Below are 19,312 nucleotides of genomic sequence, written 5' to 3'. Positions count from 1 at the left end.
AGTGATTAATAGCCACGCTGGCGATCGACGTAGCCCTGAGGATGTCCACCCGCTTCGAGCTGACCGATGGCACGGGCAATAAAGTCCATCGCTTCTTCTTTCAGCGTGACCGCCGCATTATGAGGCGTAATTGTTACGCGCGGATGGAACCATAAGGGATGATCGGCAGGCAGCGGCTCGGTCTGAAACACATCCAGTGCGGCGCCCTTCAGCTGTCCGCTATCAAGGGCGGCGAGTAAATCCGCTTCCACCACCTGATCCCCACGGGCGAGGTTAAGGAAAAACGCCCCCTGCGGCAACTGCTGTAACAGCTTATGATCAATCAAATTGCGCGTTTCCGCTGTGCTGGGCAGCAGGTTGATCAGCACCCGGGTTTCACGCAAAAAATCATCCCGCGCCGCCGGTCCGGCAAAGCTGGTCACGCCGGGGATCTGCTTCGCAGAGCGGCTCCAGACGCGCAGCGGAAATCCAAGGGCGCTAAGACTTTCGGCGACCTGTTGCCCAAGCACGCCTGCGCCTAAAATGCCGATGTGAAAGGTTTCACGCGGATATGACGGCAAAGGCTGCCACTGCGCCGACTGCTGCTGCTGTTGATAGTCGTCAAAGCGTCGGAACCAGCCTAATACGCGGCACAGCGCGTACTCCTGCATTTGCCGCGCCATGCCGGTGTCTTCCAGCCGATAGAGCGGAACGTTGTCCGTTAGCATATCCGGGTACTGTTGCAGCTGACGCAAGATCTCATCCACACCCGCGCCAAGGGCAAAAACGCCCTTAAGATCGTGGCGGCCGCGCAGCATCTCTGGCGGCGGCGAGCGCACCAGCGCATAGTCTGCCGGGGCGTTATCCCCTGGAGCCCACAGGCGCACGCGGGCCTGGGGCAAACGTTGCTGCAGGCCATGTATCCAGTCCGGTGCGCTCTGCGACGGATGAAACCAGACGATCTCCATACTGCTCTCCTTTTATTTCAGCTTCGGATAAATGTGCACAAGGGCAAGCGGTGCCCTGTAAAAGCATCTTTTTTCTAACATACCGCAAATAAATAATTCCTGCCGCTTCACATTTCCGTCGCACTGAAGGGTGAAAATTGCGGTTAAGGTCTAAAGTTGTTGGGTGGTCAATGCGTTACACAGGGCCGCATTTCGGACAAGGAGAAACACCGATGATGAACACTGAGGTAAAAACGAATAAACGGCCTCAACGCCATGCACCCATTCTGCTTAGCGTGCTACTGAGCGCCAGCGTATTCAGCACCTGGGCAGCAGAGGATTCCCGATTACTGAACACGCAACCGCAGCCGCCGGATGTCCGTTTAGGGCCGCTGTTTAATGCCGTGCAACAGGCAAAATTCTACCCCGATCAAAAAACCTTTGCCGACGCGGTACCTAAGTACGATCCCTCGTCAATTCTCGCCGACTGGCAGATGCAGAAAAACCAACGCGGCTTTGATTTAAAACGTTTTGTCGCAGCAAATTTCACCCTGCCCACCGATGGCGATAAATACGTGCCACCAGCAGGCCAGAACCTGCGCGACCATATTAATGGCCTGTGGCCGGTGTTAACGCGTACCACCAACAGCGTGGGAAAATATGACTCGCTGCTGTCGCTGCCTAAACCTTATGTGGTGCCGGGCGGGCGCTTCCGTGAGGTCTATTACTGGGACAGCTATTTCACCATGCTGGGCCTGGCAGAAAGCGGCCACTGGGACAAAGTGCAGGATATGGTCGATAACTTTGCTTCCCTGCTGGATCGCTATGGCCACATTCCTAATGGCAACCGGACTTACTACCTGAGCCGGTCACAACCGCCGTTCTTTAGCCTGATGGTTGACCTGCTGGCAACACATGAGGGCGACAAAGCCTACACGCGCTATTTGCCCCAGTTGCAAAAAGAGTACGACTACTGGATGGCAGACAGCGACAGCGTTGCGGCAGGCAATGCCAGCAAACGGGTGATCAAGCTGGCCGACGGCACGTTGTTAAATCGCTACTGGGATGCGCGCGACGTTCCGCGCACGGAATCCTGGATGGATGATATTACGACGGCGAATAAAGCCCCGCAGCGTAATAAGGCAGAGATGTACCGCGAACTGCGTGCCGGTGCCGCCTCGGGCTGGGACTTCAGTTCACGCTGGTTTACCGACGCGCACAATCTTTCCACTATCCGCACGACGCAGCTGGCACCGGTGGATCTCAACAGCCTGATGTTCCATCTGGAAAAAACCCTGTCTACCGCTTACCGCCTGAACAAGCAGGACGATCGGGCGAGGTTTTTTGCTGACCGGGCAGAGAAACGTCAGGCGGCGATCAACCGTTACCTGTGGGACAGCAAACAGGGCTGGTACGCGGACTATGACTGGAAGAAACGCCAGATCCATCCACAGCTCACCGCTGCCACGCTGTTTCCGCTCTATATGCAGATCGCCAGTGATAAACAGGCTGACAGCACCGCCAGCGCAGTGGAAAAACAGCTGCTGAAACCGGGCGGTCTGGTGACCACCACGGTGAACAACGGTCAACAGTGGGATGCGCCTAATGGCTGGGCTCCGCTGCAGTGGGTTGCGGTAGAAGGCCTGGAGCACTATAAAAAGCCCCAGCTTGCACAGCAGGTGGGCTTACGCTTCCTGCGTAACGTACAGCTGACCTATGACAAGGAACATAAGCTGGTCGAAAAATATGTGGTGGAGGGTGCGAACCTGGGCGGCGGCGGCGGCGGTGAATATCCGTTGCAGGATGGCTTTGGCTGGACCAACGGCGTCACCCTGAAACTGCTGGATAAATATTGCCCGAAAGATAAAATCTGTAACAGCGCACACGATATTCCCGAGGCGCAAAGCAACGCGAAGTAACCGATAGCTGGCCTTCGCCACGATAAAAAAAGGGCCCGCAGTCACCTGCGGGCCCTTTTTTACGTCAAGTTCTGCGTTAACTGCGCACTTTGCGGTAGATAAACAGCACAACGATGGCGCCAATTACCGCGACAACGAAGCTACCGAAGTTGAACCCGTCCACACGGCCAAAGCCGAAGAAGGTACTGATCCAACCACCGACTACGGCACCGATAATACCCAGAATCACGGTAATGATGAAGCCACCACCATCTTTACCTGGCATGATCCACTTCGCCAGGATACCGGCGATTAAACCAAAGATGATCCATGAAATAATACCCATCCGTTACTCCTTCCTTTTGTTAGTCAATGGCGATCGCCTGATTAATCAAGCGGTTCACTGCGCATAGTATAGACATGTTTTTTAAAAATGTAGCGCAAGCAGCTAATGATATTGGTTATTGTGTTAAAGCTTTATTATTCTCCGCCGATAACGTACGGGTAGTAACAGGATAATTACATGAAAAAGCGTTGCTCATCTGGAGCCAGCAAGTGAAAGAAACCGATAAAGAACAGTACCTGAAACGTGGCACGCTGGCCGTGCTTGGCGTGATGAAGGACCTGCTTCAGTTACAAACACCTTTGCTGGTGAATTTTTCACGCGGGCAGTTTATTAGCCGTATGCTCGCTGCCGATGAAACACGTATCGTTTTTGATCTGGGGAGCAATAACCTGGATAACGACTACGCGCTGCACTGCAATGAAATCACGATTTTTGCCGAAACCCACGGTGCCAAAATTGAATTCGCCCTGGGAACACTGGAAAAAACCGACTTTGAGGGACTGCCTGCTTTTCAGGCCGCCCTGCCGGACGTCCTTTGGCAAATCCAGCGCCGGGAATTTTTCCGTATCAGCGCCCCGATGGACCCGGAGTTTTGGTGCCATTGCCAGTGGCCTGACGGCTCGCCGGCTCGCCTGCGCTTGCAAGATCTGTCCCTGGGCGGGATTGGCGTGCTGGTCGAAGAGGCAATGCCGGAGGGGTTAAAAAGCGGGGATGATTTTAGCAGCCTGCAGGTCGAACTGGGTGAATTCGGTCAGTTCAACGTCAGCGCTAAGCTGATGCACATTGGTGAACGCAGCATTATTACCAATAAAAATGAGACGAAAGTGACCCCTCGCCTGAGTTTCCGTTTTACCGCGCTTGAACCCCATCAGGAACGGCAGTTACAGCAAATTATTTTTGCCTTAGAGCGCCAGGCGCGCGACAAAGCACAACGCTTCCAGTAACCCGCGATTCACCCTGCGCCGCACACCGACGGCGCATCCAGGCTATGCTTTCCCTTGCTTTCTCGTTTAACCGGAACCAGCAAGGAGAACATCCCCAATGGAAAACTGGCTCAATTCGCGTCATTTTCAGTCAATTTTTTTCAATCAAACGCTCTGGATCAACAGCGCTGTCGTCATCGTTGCCACCCTGGTCATTTACTGGTTGCTGCGCAGCCTGATTCGTTTTACCTCTAACCGTATTGCCCACTACAGCGAAGCACGCCACGTCCGTTTTACCGGCATTCTGGTCGAGATCTTACGCAGCACCAGCCAGTTGCTGCTGCTGATTTTTTCCCTGCTCATTGCCCTGCGCTTTATCGATTTACCCGACGCCTGGCGCGCCACGATCTCTCACAGTTGGTTTCTGGCCTTGATTGTGCAGATCACCCTGTGGATCGACGGCGGTATTCGTCTGTGGTTAAAAAGCCTGCTGCGCGATCCGCTGCATGTGCGCAACCCTGTCACCACCGTGATTCTGGGGATTTTGCTGCGCATGCTGGTGTGGGTGATGATGCTGTTGGCTATTTTGTCGAACATGGGCATCGACATTACGGCGCTGGTTGCCAGTCTGGGCGTGGGTGGTATTGCTATTGCCCTGGCGATTCAGACGGTACTGAGTGACGTATTTGCCTCGCTGGCGATTGGTTTCGATAAGCCTTTTGAACACGGTGATTTTATTGTGTTTGGCGACATCGCCGGGACAATTGAACACATTGGCCTGAAAACCACGCGACTACGCAGCCTGAGCGGCGAACAGATTGTCTGTTCAAATACCATTCTTCTGCAGCAAACGATCCATAACTACAAGCGCATGCAGCAACGCCGCATCGTGTTTAAGTTTGGTATCAGCTATGCCACCTCTTCTGAGCAGGTGCGCGAGATCAGCGAGCTGGTGAAAACCATCATTCAGGGCATCGAGATGACGCGCTTCGACCGCGCGCATTTTCTGGCGTTTGATGATTCAAAGCTGACGTTCGAAGTGGTCTATTTTGTGTTGAGTGCCGACTACAACCAGTACATGGATATTCAGCAGGAAATCAACCTGCAGCTAATGGCGGCGCTCGAAGAACGCAATGTACGCTTTGCCTTCCCTATCCGTCAGGTCGAATTCAGCGGGGGCAGTTTGCCGCCGGTCGATCTCAAGCCGGTTCCCGATGATGACGCGGCCCAGCTACGCCGCGCGAATCGTTAAGCGCCGGGACGAACGGAGGATCGCGGCACGCTGTCCGATCCTCCGCCCTTACCCAGGCTGATAGCGACAGCGGGCGACGGCCTGAAGCCAGCCCTGATAGCTGTCCTGCATTTTCTGCGCCAGCTGCGGGCGCGGCATCACGGCGTTACCGCCCTGTAATGCCTGCATATCACCGCCCTGCTGCCACCATCCCAACTGTTTACCTGCCAGCAGTGCCGCCCCCAGCGCCGACGCTTCAGCGGTGGGCGCGCAATGCAGCGGACGCTGCAGAACGTCAGCCTGAAACTGCATCAGCCAGCGGTTTTGTGTCGCACTGCCGTCGACGCACAGCGCAGGCAGCGGCTCACCGCTCGCCTTTTCCATGGCGAAAAAGACATCGGCAATTTGCCAGGTAATCGACTCCAGCGCCACCCGCGCCAGCACTGTCGGGGTCGCCGCATCGGTGAGGCCACAGAGCATGCCGCGAGCTTTTAAATCCCACCAGGGCGCGCCCAGTCCGGACAGTGCCGGGACAAAATAGCAGCCCTGATTATCATCACAGCTTTCTGCCAACGCCGTTAACTGCTGTGGGTCCGTCACACCCAGCATTTTTCCCAGCCAGGCCGCGCCTGAGCCGGTGTGGGTAATATTGCCTTCAAACGCAAAGCGCGGTTGCCCGTCGTGCCACGCCACGGTAGTGCTGAGGCCATTGTCGGTCAGGATTGGCGTTGCCATTGACATCATGAGCGAGGAGCCGGTGCCATAGGTTGCCTTGACCACTTCGGCCTCGCCACGCCGCTGGGCATAGAGCGCCGCGTGGGAGTCGCCAATACGTGCCAGAATTGGGGTGCCTGGCGTCAGACCGGCCATATCGGTTAAGGCGACGACGCCTGCATGACCGGCTGACGCGCTAATCTGTGGCAGCGCGGCGCGCGGCAGACTGAACAGGGACAACAGTTCATCATCCCAGTCGTTACTATGCAGACTGTAAAGCTGCGTGCGTGCCGCATTCGCATGGTCGGTGACGAAGCTTTCTCCTGCCGTCAGTTGCCAGGTCAGCCAGCTGTCCACTGTGCCAATGCATAATTCGCCCGCCGCTGCTCTGGCGAAGCCATCAGGCAAGGACACCAGCATACCGGTCAGCTTGGCGGCAGGAAACATGGGATCGACCGCCAGTCCGGTCAAGGCGGTAATCGTCGCGGCGCGGCCTGACAGATGAAGATCGCGGCAAAACGCTTCCGAACGTCGGTCCTGCCAGCTTACCAGCGGGGTTAACGGCACGCCGTCGCGGCGCTGCCAGATCAAAACGGATTCGCGCTGATTACTGAGGGCGATCGCCGCCACCGGCGATCCGGCGCACTGGGCCAGGCAGTCGGTTATCGCCTGCCTGACCGCCTGCCAGATAGCCATCGGGTCCTGCTCGGCCAGGCCGGGCTGCGGGTGCAGCAGCGTCAGGCCCTGACTGCCCCGCGCCACCACCTTTCCCTGCCGATCCACCGCCACCGCTTTAGCGTTGGTAGTGCCTTCATCGATAGCAAGAATCACCGGCTCATGCATCGTCAGCCTCCTGTGCAGAGGCGCAACGCCTGGGCCGCTACGCTGCTGGCGTCAATGCCATGACAGGCCCGGGTTGAGGCGCGATCGCCCGCTATGGCGTACTCCCCATCGGCAATGCCCAGGCGCAGCAGCCTGACCGCTAAACCATTTTCAGCCAGTACCTCTGCAACCAGGCTGCCCACGCCGCCATTCACGTTATGCTCTTCAACCGTAATCACCGCACGGTAGTGGCTCAGCAGATTATGTAACTGCTGAGTATCACAGGGACGAATGGAAGGCACGGCGATCACCGCGGCGGAAACGCCCTGAGTTTTCAGTTGCTCTGCTGCGGTAACGGCTTCGTGTACCGTCGAGCCCATGGCAACAAGGGCGATGTCATGGCCTTCGCGCAGCACATCGATCTTGCCGGGTTCAAAGCGGTAATCCTCAGCGTGGAGCTGCGGCAATGCTTTTCCATCCAGCCGGATGTAAACCGGCCCGACGTGATCAAGGGCATAGTCGATGATTTGGCGGCACTCCACCGGACAGGAAGGCGCGTAAATTTCAATATTGCCAAACCCGCGCAGGATGGCGATATCGTCAATACTGTGGTGCGTGCTGGCAAGTGGGCCATAGCTGGTCCCCGCATTCAGCCCAAACAGCTTGACGTTGGTATTGTTATAACAGACGTCGATCTTCACCTGTTCGTTGGCGCGCGAGATCAGAAACGGCGCGGCGTTGCAGGTCACGGCCACTTTTCCGCCCAGCGCCAGACCGGCAGCCGTGCCCACCAGCGCCTGCTCGGCGATACCTACGTTGACTAACCGGCCGGGAAAGGCCTTGATGAACGGCGCAATTTTGGCCGTTGAGGTGGAGTCAGCCACCACAGGAACCACATCGATACCGCGTTCAACGGCCGCCATCAGTGCCTCTACCATCACCTCAGCCAGATGTTGTGCATTACTCATCGTTTAACTCCTCCAGTGCCCGGTCGATTTCTTCCCCCTTGGGCACCCGGTGGTGCCATTCAGCTTTGCCCTGAATAAAGGAGATGCCAAAACCTTTTTCCGTGTGCGCGATAATCACCTGCGGCTTGCCATTTACCGCTGGTTGTTCCAGGGCGCTGACCACCGACGCCATGTCATTGCCGTTGCATTCACTGACCGCCAGGCCAAAGGCGCGCCATTTCTCTGCCAGCGGGTCGGTATTCATAATGTCACGTGTCGATCCCGCCAGCTGTAGCTTGTTTTTGTCGTTAATCACAATCAGGTTATCCAGCCCGTAATGGGCAGCGACCAGCGCGGCTTCCCAGTTACTGCCTTCTGCCAGCTCGCCGTCGCCGGTGACGACAAAAATACGCCGCCGACTGTTGCTCTTCTTCGCCGCCAGCGCAATGCCCACAGCCACGGGCAATCCATGTCCCAGCGCACCGGTGTTGAGCTCCACGCCGGGCGTTTTTTGCCGCACCGGATGCCCCGGTAAAGCCGAATTCGCCTGTTGATAGGTTGCCAGCCAGTCCAGTGGAAAATAACCGGCCTCCGCCAGCACGCAGTAATACCCGCCTACCGCGTGCCCTTTTGACTGAATGTAGATATCACGCTCGTCATCTTTCATACGGTCTGGTGCGCAGTTAAGGATGCGGAAGTAGAGCGCGGTCAGGATCTCCACCTGCGACAGGTCGGCCCCGGTATGGCCGCCTGCCGGGCTGCCGGCATTAAGCTGAATAATGCGACGGCGCACTGACCGCGCCCGTTTTTCAAGCTCATCTACTGAAAGCGTAAAAGGATTCATATCTCACCTTTTGAATTTTAAGTCGACACCAAATATATATTCAGACTGGGCGCAAAACGCCCATCGCTGACAGCGAACACATGCACCGATCAGCGCGATCGGAGCTGTCAGGTGAATACCCTTTCCCTTTATGAATATATATTCAATAATGATTTTATATTCATTGCCACTATGCGCTTTGCGGTCAGTCACGTCTACGGATGAAGTGATAAAAAGCGAAAAGGATCACAAATTGCCGTGGATTGTGATTTTCACGCGAGTGGTTAACAATGACGGCCAGGACACGAGAGGAAAAACTGATGGCGAAACAGGATGAACAGCGGCTCATGGTAAAAATTGCCACGCTTTACTATGTCGAAGGCAAGAAGCAGTCCGACATTGCACAGTTACTCAAGCTGTCTCAATCGTTTGTGTCGCGCATCCTGAACCGCAGCGTGAAAGAAGGCGTGGTTAAAATCAGCGTCGTTCCCCCTGCCAATGTCTTTCCGGAACTGGAAAAAGCCCTGGAGCAACGTTATCAACTGCCGCAGGCCATCGTGGTGGACGTGCCTGAACACGCCTCCGCCGGAGAGATCAAACAGGCGATTGGTTCGGCGGCGGCCCACTATCTGGAAACCCGGGTGCGCGCGGATGAACTCATTGGCATCTCCTCATGGAGCGGCACCATTCGCTGTATGGTGGACGCCTTGCATCCCCTTAATACCTCATGTAAAGGCGTGATTCAGTTGCTGGGCGGCGTGGGTGCCAACGGAAACGTGCAGGCCACGATACTGACGCAAAACCTTGCTGCACTGCTGAATTGCCCGGCCTGGCTGCTGCCCTCTCAGTCGATTGAGCACTCAGTGACAGACCGCCAGCGGCTGGCCGCCAATGCGGATGTCGCCGAGGTGCTGAATAAATTTAATGAGGTGGATTTAGCCATTGTCGGGATTGGCGATCTTGAACCCTCTGCGCTGCTACGTAATTCGGGTAACTATTACGATGCGACCATGTTACGTACCCTGGCCGGGCGCGGGGCAGTCGGCGATATTTGTCTCCACTACTTCGATGAGCAAGGTCAGCCTGTACTGGATGCCGATGAAGATCCGGTGATTGGTATGGAACTGGAACAGGTCCGACAGTGTGCGCAGGTTGTGGCGCTGGCGGGCGGTAAAGAGAAGGCGCAGGCGATTCGCGGGGCGCTGCGTGGCGGCTATGTGAATGTGCTTATCGTGGATTACCCTACCGCAAGGCTGCTGACAGCTTAACGGTTCTCTCCTCACGTGCCGGAAAGGAAGGTGAGGAGAGAACACGGGGTCAGCTGTTTGCGCGGTAAGCCGTGGTGACTTTCCACAAGTAACGGGGTGCCTGGGCGGCAGGATGTTTATTTTGCACGTGCTGATAAAACTCGTCCGGCGTCATAGAATTAATCATGGCGATTGCCCGGTCACGATTGCTGGAGAAAGTGCGCAGTAAGGCACCGGCGCCATTAGCATAGGAAACGATGGTGGCGTAACGCAGCGTGAGAGGATCGCGAATCCCTGAAAGCGCCGACTGCTGCAGAATTTTGATGTAGGCAGTACCAATATCAATATTTCTGGCCGGATCGCGCAGCTCTGCGTTGCTCGGCTGACCGTGGCGGCCCTGGGTGCGGTACACTTCCCGGCCTGCGGTCGATGCTTTGATCTGCATTAATCCCACCGCATTGGAACGGCTGACCACGCCGGGGTTTCCACCGGACTCCACATTAATAATGGCGCTGATCAGTTTTTCGTCCACACCATACTGGTTGGCGGCCGTTTCGGTAAAGAGTGACCAGGTTCCGCTGATGCGTGAAGGCGCGGCCTGAGTTAACGGCGTATTCTTCTCTTTAACGTAGGTATGCGGCGGTTCACTGGCACAGCCCGTCAGCAGCAAGGCTGAAATGACAAAGTAGCGAATTTTAAGCAATTTTTTATCTCGTCGCAGAAGTGGCGGAAGCTATCATACCGAGCCGGCAGAATTGCAAAATTACCGTTTATCCTAATTACAGCAGTCTGATGACATATTTGCGGTTTTTCGCCATTATCGTGATGTCTGTCACTGACTAATTTCAGGAATTTACTATGACGTCACGTTCCATCCGTCTTATTGCCCCTTCAGGCTATTGTCATAATCAGCCCGCTGCCCTGCTCGGGGTGGAACGCCTGCGTGCGGAAGGACATCGCGTCGACAATGACGCCGTTATCGCGCGTCGTTTTCAGCGCTTTGCCGGCACCGACGATGAGCGACTGGGTGATATTAATGAACTGGCTGATTTAGCGACCTTACCCGATATTGTGCTGGCGGTGCGCGGCGGCTATGGCGCGACTCGCCTGCTGCCGTCGGTGGACTATGCGGGCCTGAAGCGCCGTTTTGCGCATCAGCCGCTGGCGCTCTGTGGGCACAGCGATTTCACCGTACTCCAGTTAGCCCTGCTACAACATGCTGGCGTCATCAGCTTCAGTGGACCGATGCTGGCGGGCAATTTTGGCGCTGAGGTTTTATCCGAATTTACGCTGCAGCACTTTTGGCATGCGCTGACATCACCTACAGTCAAGGTGGCCTGGCAGAGCACGACGCCCGATCAGGGTCGCTGGCAGGGGACGCTGTGGGGCGGGAATCTGGCGATGATCAGCTCATTGATTGGCACGCCGTGGATGCCGCAGATTGAGAACGGCATTCTGGTAATTGAAGATGTTAACGAGCATCCGTTCCGCATTGAACGCATGCTGCTTCAGTTACATCAGTGCGGCATTCTGGCCCGGCAGCAGGCGATTATTACCGGCAGTTTCACCAGCACCGCCCTGTCTGAGTACGACAACGGATTTGATTTTTCCACGGTCTGGCAGCGCATTCGTGACATTAGCGGTCTGCCGGTCATCAGCGATCTGGATTTCGGTCACGGTCCGGATACCGTCACGTTACCTTTGGGTGCCACGGCAACGTTGCAGGTGAATCAGGGTCAGGTGGCGTTACAGGCAAGCGGACATCCCGTATTGCACACATAGCTGAAGTTGCAGGAGATCGACATTGAAGCCGCTGTATGACGATTTGTGGATCTCAACGCCGGAATTCCCGGAAGAAGATACCGAAGGCATAATGATGCATGGTTTTTTACTGCGTCATCCGCGCGGCAATTTACTGATTGGCCGGGTTGAAAACCCGCTGGATCATGAGGTGCTGGCCGATGATAACGGTGTGATCCGGCATTATCTGACCCACTGGCACGAATCCGCGCCCGGTGCGGCGCGCATTCAGCAACGCTTTAACAGCGCGCTCTATTGTCACAGCCGCTCACTGGGGCAGATTAGCCGTTTTGTGGAGCCGGACGACACCTTTACCCAGCAGGAAACCCATTTCGGTGATTTTCATCTGTTGCCGACGCCCGGTCATACGCCGGGCAGTTGCAGCTACCTTTACCATTCACCTGGCGGTCTGACTTACTTATTTGTTGGCGATACGCTGACGCGTCATCATGACCGCTGGGTCACTGTACTCGTGCCCGAGAGTAATCCTGCCGAATTAGCCGCTTCACTGGAGCTTTACCGCACCCTGCGCCCGGATGTGGTGCTGATGAGCACCACACGCGGTCACCTGTCCTGGCAGAAAGTGACCCTGCCCGGCTGGCTGGCTGCTATCGATGAGGCAGAGTTGCAACCGCTGGATCTGCGCCAGCAGGTGCTGCTGTAATCACAGGACTTTGGTCAGATAGTGACGCTGATGATGACGGATATACTGGTCGAGCGTTAAACGAACGCCGTAACCCAACTTTTCATAAAACGGCCGCGCCTGAAAACTGCCGGTATCCACCTGGGCAAAACGACATCCTCGCTGGCGCGCTTCCTGCTCGGCCGCCAGCACCAGACGGCTGCCGGTGCCCTGCCCACGAAGTGTATGACTGACCCAGAGTAAATCGATACGTAGCCAGTTACCGGTCGTAGTACCGGTCAGTCCTGCCAGCTTCTTTCCCTGCGGATCGCAGATAAACAGCCCCAGCGGTTGAATTAACGCCGCATCATAAAACTTGCTGTTATGGGCATTCAGGCCCAGCCGGAGTTCATCCAGATCTTTACTGGTCACCTTGTCAGTAACGGTAATCTGCATTGGCCTTCCTTATCGCGGCGGATCAAGAGTCGTTACGCTGGCTGTCGTCATAACGTTCCAGGCTCAGGGCGTCCACATCACGCATCGCGCTGCGGCTGCATGGCACCAGCTTGTCGCTGTCATGGTAAACGAAGAAGGTATCGAGGTTGCTTTTGTTGACGATAAGCTGGTCGCCGTTGCGAAAGCGCGTAATGGCAACATTATCGCCCCCATTAATACGGGTGTGCAGCTGTCCCGCCGCAATCTGGAAATGCTGTTGAGGCCAGGAAAGGGTACTCAGGCCATATTCCGCCCGTGAAATGGTCATGGTGGGTCGTCCGGGACAATGAAGCTGGAATTCGCTTTCGCTCCACGCTGACGCGCTGTAACAGGCCAACAGGCACAGGGCAAGACGGGCTGCTTTCATCTGATTCCTCCGCTGAATAGGTGATTCCACACAGTCAGAGGAGTTTACCACAGACAAAGCCAGGCGAAGAAAGAGCGGAAAGATTACCGCAGTGGATGGGGCATAGCGGATGGCTATGCGTTCAGATGCGCTTTGCAACAACGAAAAACGGAACCGGCGGCAGGGTAGCTGTCAGGCCACCAATGCCCTATTCTGCCGCAACTTCAGCCGCGACCAGCATCAACGCCAGACCGGCCTCTTCGCTGTCGAAGCTGCTCATGACGTCGCGAATGTCAGATGCACAGGCAATCACCTGCTGCCTTTTTTCTGCATCCAGTGCTTCGATGGCGTGGCGAATAATCATCAGGCTGGCTTCTTCTTCTTTCATCATTTATCCCTGAATTTGCTTAAGCGATACGCAAAGATGGCAAGAATAACGTTTATTCGACCTCAAAGTCATCTTTTGCATTTCTGTTGCTTAACGATTGAACAAAGCGCAAATCAGCCTGTGTAGCAGAACTGCTATGATCATGTTATTTGTGGCGTTACACGATAGAATCGTTCACCGCTTTCATGGACTCGGGCAGGAACAGGATATGTTGCGATCGCTGGTTTTCATTTTTATGGCACTGCTCACGGGCTGCTCATCGTCGCCGAAAGGCGTGGACTGTCCGGGCGAAGTCAGTACCCTTTATGGGCAGTCGCTGGGCCAGACCCAGGGCACTATTTTCGATCTGGTGACATCCTTTCGCGTCAGTCGTGACGGCGCCAGCGTGCAGAGCGGCCCGCTGCAGTCGCAGGATCGCTTTCAGTACATTCCTTCCGCCGTGACGCGCGAAGGTTACTACGCGCAACGTCTGTCGGATAAACAGTTCCGGTTGATCAATCCCTATCAGGACACCCTGATCACCTGGACCTGCCAGTAAAGGGGTGATTCCTGTCACGGGATGATATAGTGTCAGGAAACGTCAAGCGACAGGTCATCCTTCACATGGAAAAGCGTCTGGATAACAACGGCTATATCGATTTCCCCTTCCCTGCGACCCGCAATGAAGACGGCACCCTGAACCCGTGCGGCATCGATTTAACGCTGGAGACGGAACGCCTGGAAGAAATTCTTGTGCTTCGCCATTCCGCTAACCTGCAGCGCCTGGTCGAAGAGGTGAATCTTCAGGACGGGTTATTTATGACGCTGGCCTGCGACTGGCAGCAGCAGGAAAACGCCGTGTGCGGTTTTATCGATGTTGCCTTTCGTCCCGAATTGCCTGGCCATCCCCATGATGAGGCGCTGCAGCTGGAAGCCGCGTTTTATGCCTACCTGAAAGAACAGGCGCAACAGCATGCGCTGGCAGAGGATGCCCTGGTTAACTATGCCCGATCCGTGCTTGACTGGGGCTGGTCACCGCTGCAGCAACGCCAGCGCCGCTACGAAAAAATCACCATCCAGTATTACTGCCCGCAGTCTGATGATGCGGAATGGTGCTTTGACCATCTCCGCCACTTTCTGGTGAGCTGGTATCCCAAACACATCGCTTCACCCCATCGTCTCGTGGAATGAAACAGCTGGTAATGATTTTTCTCCGCCCCCATTCGCGCGGCGTTGGTCATCGCGTTTTCCCGCTTCATGCCCCTGCCTGAGCGCCTTGTGGGGTAAAAAAGGGCCCTTGCGACCGGTGTTTTCATCTGGTCATCGCGCACTCAACAGAAGATTAATGCGCCCTGGAGCAGCACGACGGCAAAGGTTTGCTACGCTTTAAGTGACTGTGATAACCAAGGAGATGAAGCATGTCAGGAAAAATTGAAGATGCAGTAAAAGAAGTCGCCGGTGCCGCAGAGCAACAATGGGGTGAGTTTACCGACTCCCCGCGTCATCGTGCCCGTGGTGCAGCTCGCCGCTACACCAACCAGGCATCCTACGCCGCTCGTGATGCCGCTGATTGCATCAAAGATCAGGTACAGTCTAACCCGTTTGCGGGTCTGGCCGTGGCCGCCGGTGTTGGCGTGGTGCTTGGCTTCCTGCTGAGCCGCAAATAAGTATCAAAAACGGGAGCGCTTGCTCCCGTTTTACCCTCACGCCAGATCCCGCAGATGATCGTCTTTATTTAACGTCATCAGTGCCGGTATAGAGACCAGCGCGGTCGCCATCATATACCACGCCGGAATATCCAGATTTCCCGTCTGCTTAATCAACCCGGTAATAATCAGCCCGGCACAGCCTGAAAAAACGGCATTCGAGAGTGAATACGCCAGCCCCAGTCCGGTATAACGCACCCGCGTAGGAAACATTTCAGCCAGCATCGCCGGCCCCGGCCCTGCCAGCAAGCCCACCACACCGCCAGCCATAAATACCACCAGCGCTTTGCTGTATAGTGTGGCCGTTTCCGCCTGCAGCACTTTCAGCAGCGGCATCGCTAATACCAGTAACAGCACACTGGCCACCACCATCACCCGACGTCGCCCCACTCTGTCACTCAACATGCCCGCCGGAATAATGGTGACCGCGAATCCCAGATTCGAGATTACGGCAATCAGCAACGCCTGATGCTGCCCGGTGTGCAGCGCGGACTGCAGATAGGTTGGCATAATTACCAGGCAGGTATAACCCGCCGCTGACCACAGCATCACGCGCGCAATCGCCAGCAGAATGCTTTTTAATGTTTGTCCCCGGTCCGCGTGAATGAACTGCTGCTGTTGCTGGCGCACAAAGCCCGGTGTTTCGTCCATAGCCAGCCGCAACCAGAGCGCGACCATCCCCAGCGGCAACGCCAGGATAAAGGGAATCCGCCAGCCCCAGACCAGCATGGCTGGCGGACTGAGCGTATACGACAGCAGCGCCACCAGCCCGATCCCTGCCAGCAGGCCGAGTGCGACGGTCAGCGACTGCCATGCGCCATACAGGCCGCGCTTGCCGCGCGGCGCAAACTCGGTCATCAGAGACACCGCGCCGCCGTATTCGCCCCCGGCAAAAAGCCCCTGCAGGATGCGCAGCCCGGTCAGCATCAGCGGTGCCGCAATGCCCACCGAGGCATAGGTGGGCACGAGGCCGATGGCCGCGGTCGCCAGCGTCATCAATACCAGCACCATAATCAGCGTGGGTTTACGACCGATACGATCGCCAATTCGACCAAACACCAGCGCGCCCAATGGCCGAAAGAAAAACGCGACCGCAAATAAGGCCCAGGTCAGAATCAGCCCGCTCAGCGCCGACTCGCCCTGTAACTGAAAAAAATTCTGGGCAATCAGCGTGGCGAGAAAGCCATAAATGGCGAACTCATACCATTCAATAAAGTTGCCCACCGAACCCGCAACCAGTGCGCGTCGGTGTTGCTTTACCTGGGGTGAAGCGGTTTCCATTTGACTCTCCTCACGTTGCCGCCTGCAAAACCAGTACGGTGATAAGAGAGATAGTATAGAATTCCAGCAGATAAGGTTATGTATCCCAGACGAGAATAATGACATCACAACATCACGCCCTTTTCAGCCACCTGAGTCGCGTGCTCAGCGCCGAGAGCAATACTCCGCTCTATAAACGTTTTACGCAGGTCATTAAAGATGCCGTGCGCGACGGATTGCTGCGTAATGAAGAGGTGCTGCCCAGCGAACGCGACTTTTCTCAACAACTGGGTATTTCACGCATCACGGTGCGTAAGGCGATGGATGCGCTTGCTCAGGAAGGGATCGTTCACCGCTCGCGTGGCTATGGCACGCAGATTTGTAGCGCACTGGAATACTCGCTGAAAGAGCCACAAGGGTTTTCACAACAGGTGGTCTTGCGCGGTAAAAAGCCCGACACGGAATGGCTGCAAAAGCATCGCATCCGCTGTGAACATGCGATCGCACAAAAGTTGCAGTTGCCGCCGGGCAGCGAGGTGTATTTGCTGAAGCGGCTGCGTTATGTCGATCAGCAGGCTGTGTCGGTGGAAACCTCCTGGGTGCCGTGCGAATTAATCAACGATGCCAGCGACATCGGCATTTCGCTGTACGACTACTTTCGCCGCCATCAGATTCAGCCGGTAAAAACGCAAAGCCGCGTCAGCGCGCAGATGCCGGATGCTGAATTACAGCGCCTGATTGCCCTGCCCGAGCTGATCCCGGTGCTGGTGATTAAGCAGTTGGCGCTGGATGCACATGAGCGCCCACTGGAATACAGCATCAGCTACTGCCGCAGTGATATGTACGTGTTTATTGCCGAGTAAGGCACTGCTGCCAGTGGCGGATCAGGGCTGCCCGATCGGGAGCGGTATCGCCGCCACGCTGCGACACCACAAAGGATGCGACCGCGTTGCCCAGCGCCACGGCGTTTTCAAGTGGCCAGTCAGATGCCAGCGCGGCCAGTAAGCCCGCGCTATGGCTGTCGCCGGCACCGATGGAATCGACCACCGTTGTTTTGAATACCGCTCGCCAGCCATGCTGTCCGTGATGGCTGAACCCGGCACCTTCACTGTCCAGCCGCACCACCAGCGGGCTGGAAAAATAGTCAGACCACCGGGCGATCAACGCCTGCGCACTAAAACGCTCAGATATCGCTAAACGCTGGTGCCAGACGTGTTCCGCTTCCTGTCGGTTAAGGGTAATCACGGGCTGCAGCGCCATCAGCCGCTGCCAGTGATGTTGGCTGATATGCGGCAGACGCGGGCCAAAATCGATCAGCAGCCGTTGCCTGTTCGCCACTTCCTCCAGCCACGGCACCAGGATTTCTGCATTTTTACCGCTGAGTTGATAACCCGACACATACAGCCAGCCGTCCCTTTGCAGGGGGACAGACGCCAGCATCGCCTCATCCCACTGGTTTTCCACCCCGGCCATCGACAGAAACGTCCGCTCACCGTCGGGTTCGACCAGCGCCAGGCACCAACCGTTGTCGCCCTTACGGGTTTCCGTGACGCTGGTCAGTCCACAGGACGCCAGTTTTTTCCGCACCTGATCGGCCCAGATGCCCTGGCCCAGCGGTAACGCGTTTACGGCATCCAGCCCCAGCCGGTGCAGGGCCAGCGCCACGTTCAGCGCGCAGCCACCCACGCTCAGGCTTTGCTGCTGAAGCTCGCTGTCACCGCCGCGCTGGGGAAGCTGTTCGGTGCGTGCGATGACATCCACGACGGCCGCGCCCAGTACACAGATTGCGGCCTTATTATGTAATGTCGCTACGCTGTGCGGATCAAGCATATGCCGCCTCCCGCTTCTGGCGAAAAGCAGTAAACGCACGGCTGTACGCTTCAAAGTCCAGTTGATTGACGCTGTCCAGCTGCTGCCTCAACGCGGGATCGATAGCGTCGATACCGTTAAGCGCGCCACAGATGGCAACGGCCATTGCACCAATGGTGTCCGTATCTCCGCCAAGGTTCGCGCAAAGAATGGCACAGCGATTGGGATCGGTCTTTGCCAGCTCGACCATGGCAATGGCGGCGGGCACCGACTCGATGGTGCTGGTGCCCGTTCCCACCAGCGCATAGATTTGATCCATAGTGGATTCAATACCGCGTCCCTGCTCAACCACCGAAAACGCCAGTTCCAGACGCGCGGCCATCGACGCACTAAAGGTGGTTATCTGCCGTTCCTGTGCCGCCCGGGCAACGGCCGGCAGCGCGTCGCGTATTTGCCCCCAGCCTGCGCCCTCCACGGCACGTGAAACAGCCCAGGCAATTACGGTCGCCCCGGCAATCGCCACATCGGCCTTGTGCGTTGGGCTGGATGCCAGCGCGACCGCATCAATAAAACCCGCTAAATCACGCGCGGGCAACAGGCAGCCCAGCGGAGAAATGCGCATGGCCGCACCATTCGTCAGGCCGTTATTTTCCAGCGCGCTAATCGGCTGACCGGCCTGTAAGGCACGCAGGGCAATTTTTGAGGTTGGCCCCAACACATTTTTATTAAAAGCATCAAACCCTTCCGCCCAGCGCAGGATATTCATCCCAATCGTTTCAGCGACGATCTCGCCATCGTGGCTGATGATGGCATCTGCCAGCGCCAGCGCCATGGAGGTATCATCGGTGAATTCGGCGCGGCCAAAATAGCAGGCTGCGTTGTTCTCCGCCGGGCCGGGCAAAAAGCGATCTATCCAGCCAAAGTGCTGTTTCACGCGGCTACGCGGCCACAGCTCTGACGGCATGCCCATGGCATCGCCAAGTGCCTGACCATAAAACGCGCCGGTAATCCGTTGTTGTGGGGTAATCAT

General features: G+C 56.3%; 22 protein-coding genes. 10 read left to right on the top strand and 12 right to left on the bottom strand.

The window, feature by feature from the left end; all coding sequences use genetic code 11:
* Positions 1–5 precede the first annotated feature (5 nt).
* Complete coding sequence (gene ghrA / locus CMR03_RS19480; RefSeq protein WP_096012380.1) at positions 6–947, bottom strand: glyoxylate/hydroxypyruvate reductase GhrA; 942 nt, start codon at positions 945–947, stop codon at positions 6–8.
* A 212-nt stretch (positions 948–1,159) separates the two neighbouring features.
* Here ghrA and treA point away from each other — a divergent pair, with 212 nt between their 5' ends.
* A complete protein-coding gene (treA, locus tag CMR03_RS19475) occupies positions 1,160–2,845 on the top strand; it encodes an alpha,alpha-trehalase TreA (RefSeq protein ID WP_096012379.1) in 1,686 nt (561 codons plus the stop codon).
* Between the two features lie 76 nt (positions 2,846–2,921).
* Here treA and CMR03_RS19470 read toward each other — a convergent pair whose 3' ends face one another.
* Complete coding sequence (locus CMR03_RS19470) at positions 2,922–3,170, bottom strand: GlsB/YeaQ/YmgE family stress response membrane protein (protein ID WP_063879150.1); 249 nt, start codon at positions 3,168–3,170, stop codon at positions 2,922–2,924.
* Between the two features lie 209 nt (positions 3,171–3,379).
* Between CMR03_RS19470 and CMR03_RS19465 the strand changes: the two genes are divergently transcribed.
* Positions 3,380–4,114, top strand: a complete 735-nt coding sequence (locus CMR03_RS19465; protein ID WP_096012378.1) for a flagellar brake protein — start codon at positions 3,380–3,382, stop codon at positions 4,112–4,114.
* 97 nt (positions 4,115–4,211) lie between these two features.
* On the top strand, positions 4,212–5,345 hold the full coding sequence (locus CMR03_RS19460) for a mechanosensitive ion channel family protein (protein ID WP_063879148.1): 1,134 nt from the start codon (positions 4,212–4,214) through the stop codon (positions 5,343–5,345).
* A 48-nt stretch (positions 5,346–5,393) separates the two neighbouring features.
* On the opposite strand, the gene CMR03_RS19455 is transcribed toward CMR03_RS19460, so the two are convergent.
* The 3 genes from CMR03_RS19455 to CMR03_RS19445 are packed head-to-tail and all read right to left on the bottom strand — an operon-like array spanning position 5,394 to position 8,651.
* Positions 5,394–6,881, bottom strand: coding sequence for an FGGY family carbohydrate kinase (locus CMR03_RS19455; protein ID WP_096012377.1), 1,488 nt, complete (start codon positions 6,879–6,881; stop codon positions 5,394–5,396).
* A 2-nt stretch (positions 6,882–6,883) separates the two neighbouring features.
* A complete protein-coding gene (locus tag CMR03_RS19450; RefSeq protein WP_063879146.1) occupies positions 6,884–7,828 on the bottom strand; it encodes a transketolase family protein in 945 nt (314 codons plus the stop codon).
* Positions 7,821–8,651, bottom strand: a complete 831-nt coding sequence (locus tag CMR03_RS19445) for a transketolase (protein WP_063879145.1) — start codon at positions 8,649–8,651, stop codon at positions 7,821–7,823. Before CMR03_RS19445 ends, CMR03_RS19450 begins: the two co-directional genes overlap by 8 nt.
* A gap of 299 nt (positions 8,652–8,950) precedes the next feature.
* Here CMR03_RS19445 and CMR03_RS19440 point away from each other — a divergent pair, with 299 nt between their 5' ends.
* Positions 8,951–9,898, top strand: coding sequence for a sugar-binding transcriptional regulator (locus CMR03_RS19440; protein WP_063879144.1), 948 nt, complete (start codon positions 8,951–8,953; stop codon positions 9,896–9,898).
* A 49-nt stretch (positions 9,899–9,947) separates the two neighbouring features.
* Here the strand turns inward: CMR03_RS19440 and emtA are convergent, their stop codons facing one another.
* Complete coding sequence (gene emtA, locus CMR03_RS19435; RefSeq protein WP_096012376.1) at positions 9,948–10,580, bottom strand: membrane-bound lytic murein transglycosylase EmtA; 633 nt, start codon at positions 10,578–10,580, stop codon at positions 9,948–9,950.
* Between the two features lie 155 nt (positions 10,581–10,735).
* Between emtA and ldcA the strand changes: the two genes are divergently transcribed.
* Complete coding sequence (ldcA, locus tag CMR03_RS19430) at positions 10,736–11,659, top strand: muramoyltetrapeptide carboxypeptidase (RefSeq protein ID WP_096012375.1); 924 nt, start codon at positions 10,736–10,738, stop codon at positions 11,657–11,659.
* A 22-nt stretch (positions 11,660–11,681) separates the two neighbouring features.
* Positions 11,682–12,341 (top strand): MBL fold metallo-hydrolase, encoded by a 660-nt coding sequence (locus CMR03_RS19425; RefSeq protein WP_096012374.1) that lies wholly within the window; start codon positions 11,682–11,684, stop codon positions 12,339–12,341.
* Here the strand turns inward: CMR03_RS19425 and CMR03_RS19420 are convergent, their stop codons facing one another.
* From CMR03_RS19420 to CMR03_RS19410, 3 genes are all read right to left on the bottom strand, one after another.
* On the bottom strand, positions 12,342–12,755 hold the full coding sequence (locus CMR03_RS19420; RefSeq protein ID WP_063879141.1) for a GNAT family N-acetyltransferase: 414 nt from the start codon (positions 12,753–12,755) through the stop codon (positions 12,342–12,344).
* A gap of 22 nt (positions 12,756–12,777) precedes the next feature.
* Positions 12,778–13,161: a hypothetical protein gene (locus CMR03_RS19415; protein ID WP_096012373.1), complete on the bottom strand. Its 384-nt coding sequence runs from the start codon at positions 13,159–13,161 to the stop codon at positions 12,778–12,780.
* Positions 13,162–13,348: 187 nt separating this feature from the next.
* A complete protein-coding gene (locus CMR03_RS19410; protein ID WP_063879139.1) occupies positions 13,349–13,528 on the bottom strand; it encodes a hypothetical protein in 180 nt (59 codons plus the stop codon).
* A 208-nt stretch (positions 13,529–13,736) separates the two neighbouring features.
* Between CMR03_RS19410 and CMR03_RS19405 the strand changes: the two genes are divergently transcribed.
* From CMR03_RS19405 to CMR03_RS19395, 3 genes are all read left to right on the top strand, one after another.
* Positions 13,737–14,066 carry a hypothetical protein gene (locus tag CMR03_RS19405; protein ID WP_096012372.1) on the top strand — a complete coding sequence of 110 codons (330 nt, stop codon included), beginning with the start codon at positions 13,737–13,739 and terminating at the stop codon, positions 14,064–14,066.
* Between the two features lie 65 nt (positions 14,067–14,131).
* A complete protein-coding gene (locus tag CMR03_RS19400; RefSeq protein ID WP_096012371.1) occupies positions 14,132–14,698 on the top strand; it encodes a hypothetical protein in 567 nt (188 codons plus the stop codon).
* Between the two features lie 227 nt (positions 14,699–14,925).
* Complete coding sequence (locus tag CMR03_RS19395; RefSeq protein ID WP_096012370.1) at positions 14,926–15,174, top strand: ElaB/YgaM/YqjD family protein; 249 nt, start codon at positions 14,926–14,928, stop codon at positions 15,172–15,174.
* A gap of 36 nt (positions 15,175–15,210) precedes the next feature.
* On the opposite strand, the gene CMR03_RS19390 is transcribed toward CMR03_RS19395, so the two are convergent.
* Entirely contained in the window at positions 15,211–16,494 is a 1,284-nt protein-coding gene (locus tag CMR03_RS19390) for an MFS transporter (protein WP_096012369.1), read from the bottom strand.
* Positions 16,495–16,592: 98 nt separating this feature from the next.
* On the opposite strand from CMR03_RS19390, the gene CMR03_RS19385 reads away from it, so the two are divergent.
* Positions 16,593–17,336, top strand: a complete 744-nt coding sequence (locus CMR03_RS19385) for a GntR family transcriptional regulator (protein WP_096012368.1) — start codon at positions 16,593–16,595, stop codon at positions 17,334–17,336.
* Here CMR03_RS19385 and CMR03_RS19380 read toward each other — a convergent pair.
* Both CMR03_RS19380 and CMR03_RS19375 read right to left on the bottom strand, forming a co-directional pair.
* Positions 17,323–18,303: a PfkB family carbohydrate kinase gene (locus tag CMR03_RS19380; protein ID WP_096012367.1), complete on the bottom strand. Its 981-nt coding sequence runs from the start codon at positions 18,301–18,303 to the stop codon at positions 17,323–17,325. The two genes, CMR03_RS19385 and CMR03_RS19380, sit on opposite strands and share 14 nt — an antisense overlap.
* Positions 18,296–19,312 (bottom strand): ADP-ribosylglycohydrolase family protein, encoded by a 1,017-nt coding sequence (locus CMR03_RS19375; RefSeq protein ID WP_096012366.1) that lies wholly within the window; start codon positions 19,310–19,312, stop codon positions 18,296–18,298. The genes CMR03_RS19380 and CMR03_RS19375 overlap by 8 nt, the downstream gene beginning before the upstream one ends.

The organism is Pantoea allii (genome assembly GCF_002307475.1).
Classification (GTDB): domain Bacteria; phylum Pseudomonadota; class Gammaproteobacteria; order Enterobacterales; family Enterobacteriaceae; genus Pantoea; species Pantoea allii.
The sequence above is the reverse complement of the archived record's forward strand: the minus strand, read 5'-3'. Positions and strand labels throughout refer to the sequence as shown.

Coding starts and splice junctions, on each gene's coding strand:
- ghrA (WP_096012380.1), bottom strand. CDS start 947: ATGGAGATCGTCTGGTTTCATCCGTCGCAGAGCGCACCGGACTGGATA.
- treA (WP_096012379.1), top strand. CDS start 1,160: ATGATGAACACTGAGGTAAAAACGAATAAACGGCCTCAACGCCATGCA.
- CMR03_RS19470 (WP_063879150.1), bottom strand. CDS start 3,170: ATGGGTATTATTTCATGGATCATCTTTGGTTTAATCGCCGGTATCCTG.
- CMR03_RS19460 (WP_063879148.1), top strand. CDS start 4,212: ATGGAAAACTGGCTCAATTCGCGTCATTTTCAGTCAATTTTTTTCAAT.
- CMR03_RS19455 (WP_096012377.1), bottom strand. CDS start 6,881: ATGCATGAGCCGGTGATTCTTGCTATCGATGAAGGCACTACCAACGCT.
- CMR03_RS19450 (WP_063879146.1), bottom strand. CDS start 7,828: ATGAGTAATGCACAACATCTGGCTGAGGTGATGGTAGAGGCACTGATG.
- CMR03_RS19445 (WP_063879145.1), bottom strand. CDS start 8,651: ATGAATCCTTTTACGCTTTCAGTAGATGAGCTTGAAAAACGGGCGCGG.
- CMR03_RS19440 (WP_063879144.1), top strand. CDS start 8,951: ATGGCGAAACAGGATGAACAGCGGCTCATGGTAAAAATTGCCACGCTT.
- ldcA (WP_096012375.1), top strand. CDS start 10,736: ATGACGTCACGTTCCATCCGTCTTATTGCCCCTTCAGGCTATTGTCAT.
- CMR03_RS19420 (WP_063879141.1), bottom strand. CDS start 12,755: ATGCAGATTACCGTTACTGACAAGGTGACCAGTAAAGATCTGGATGAA.
- CMR03_RS19415 (WP_096012373.1), bottom strand. CDS start 13,161: ATGAAAGCAGCCCGTCTTGCCCTGTGCCTGTTGGCCTGTTACAGCGCG.
- CMR03_RS19410 (WP_063879139.1), bottom strand. CDS start 13,528: ATGAAAGAAGAAGAAGCCAGCCTGATGATTATTCGCCACGCCATCGAA.
- CMR03_RS19405 (WP_096012372.1), top strand. CDS start 13,737: ATGTTGCGATCGCTGGTTTTCATTTTTATGGCACTGCTCACGGGCTGC.
- CMR03_RS19400 (WP_096012371.1), top strand. CDS start 14,132: ATGGAAAAGCGTCTGGATAACAACGGCTATATCGATTTCCCCTTCCCT.
- CMR03_RS19395 (WP_096012370.1), top strand. CDS start 14,926: ATGTCAGGAAAAATTGAAGATGCAGTAAAAGAAGTCGCCGGTGCCGCA.
- CMR03_RS19390 (WP_096012369.1), bottom strand. CDS start 16,494: ATGGAAACCGCTTCACCCCAGGTAAAGCAACACCGACGCGCACTGGTT.
- CMR03_RS19385 (WP_096012368.1), top strand. CDS start 16,593: ATGACATCACAACATCACGCCCTTTTCAGCCACCTGAGTCGCGTGCTC.
- CMR03_RS19380 (WP_096012367.1), bottom strand. CDS start 18,303: ATGCTTGATCCGCACAGCGTAGCGACATTACATAATAAGGCCGCAATC.
- CMR03_RS19375 (WP_096012366.1), bottom strand. CDS start 19,312: ATGATTACCCCACAACAACGGATTACCGGCGCGTTTTATGGTCAGGCA.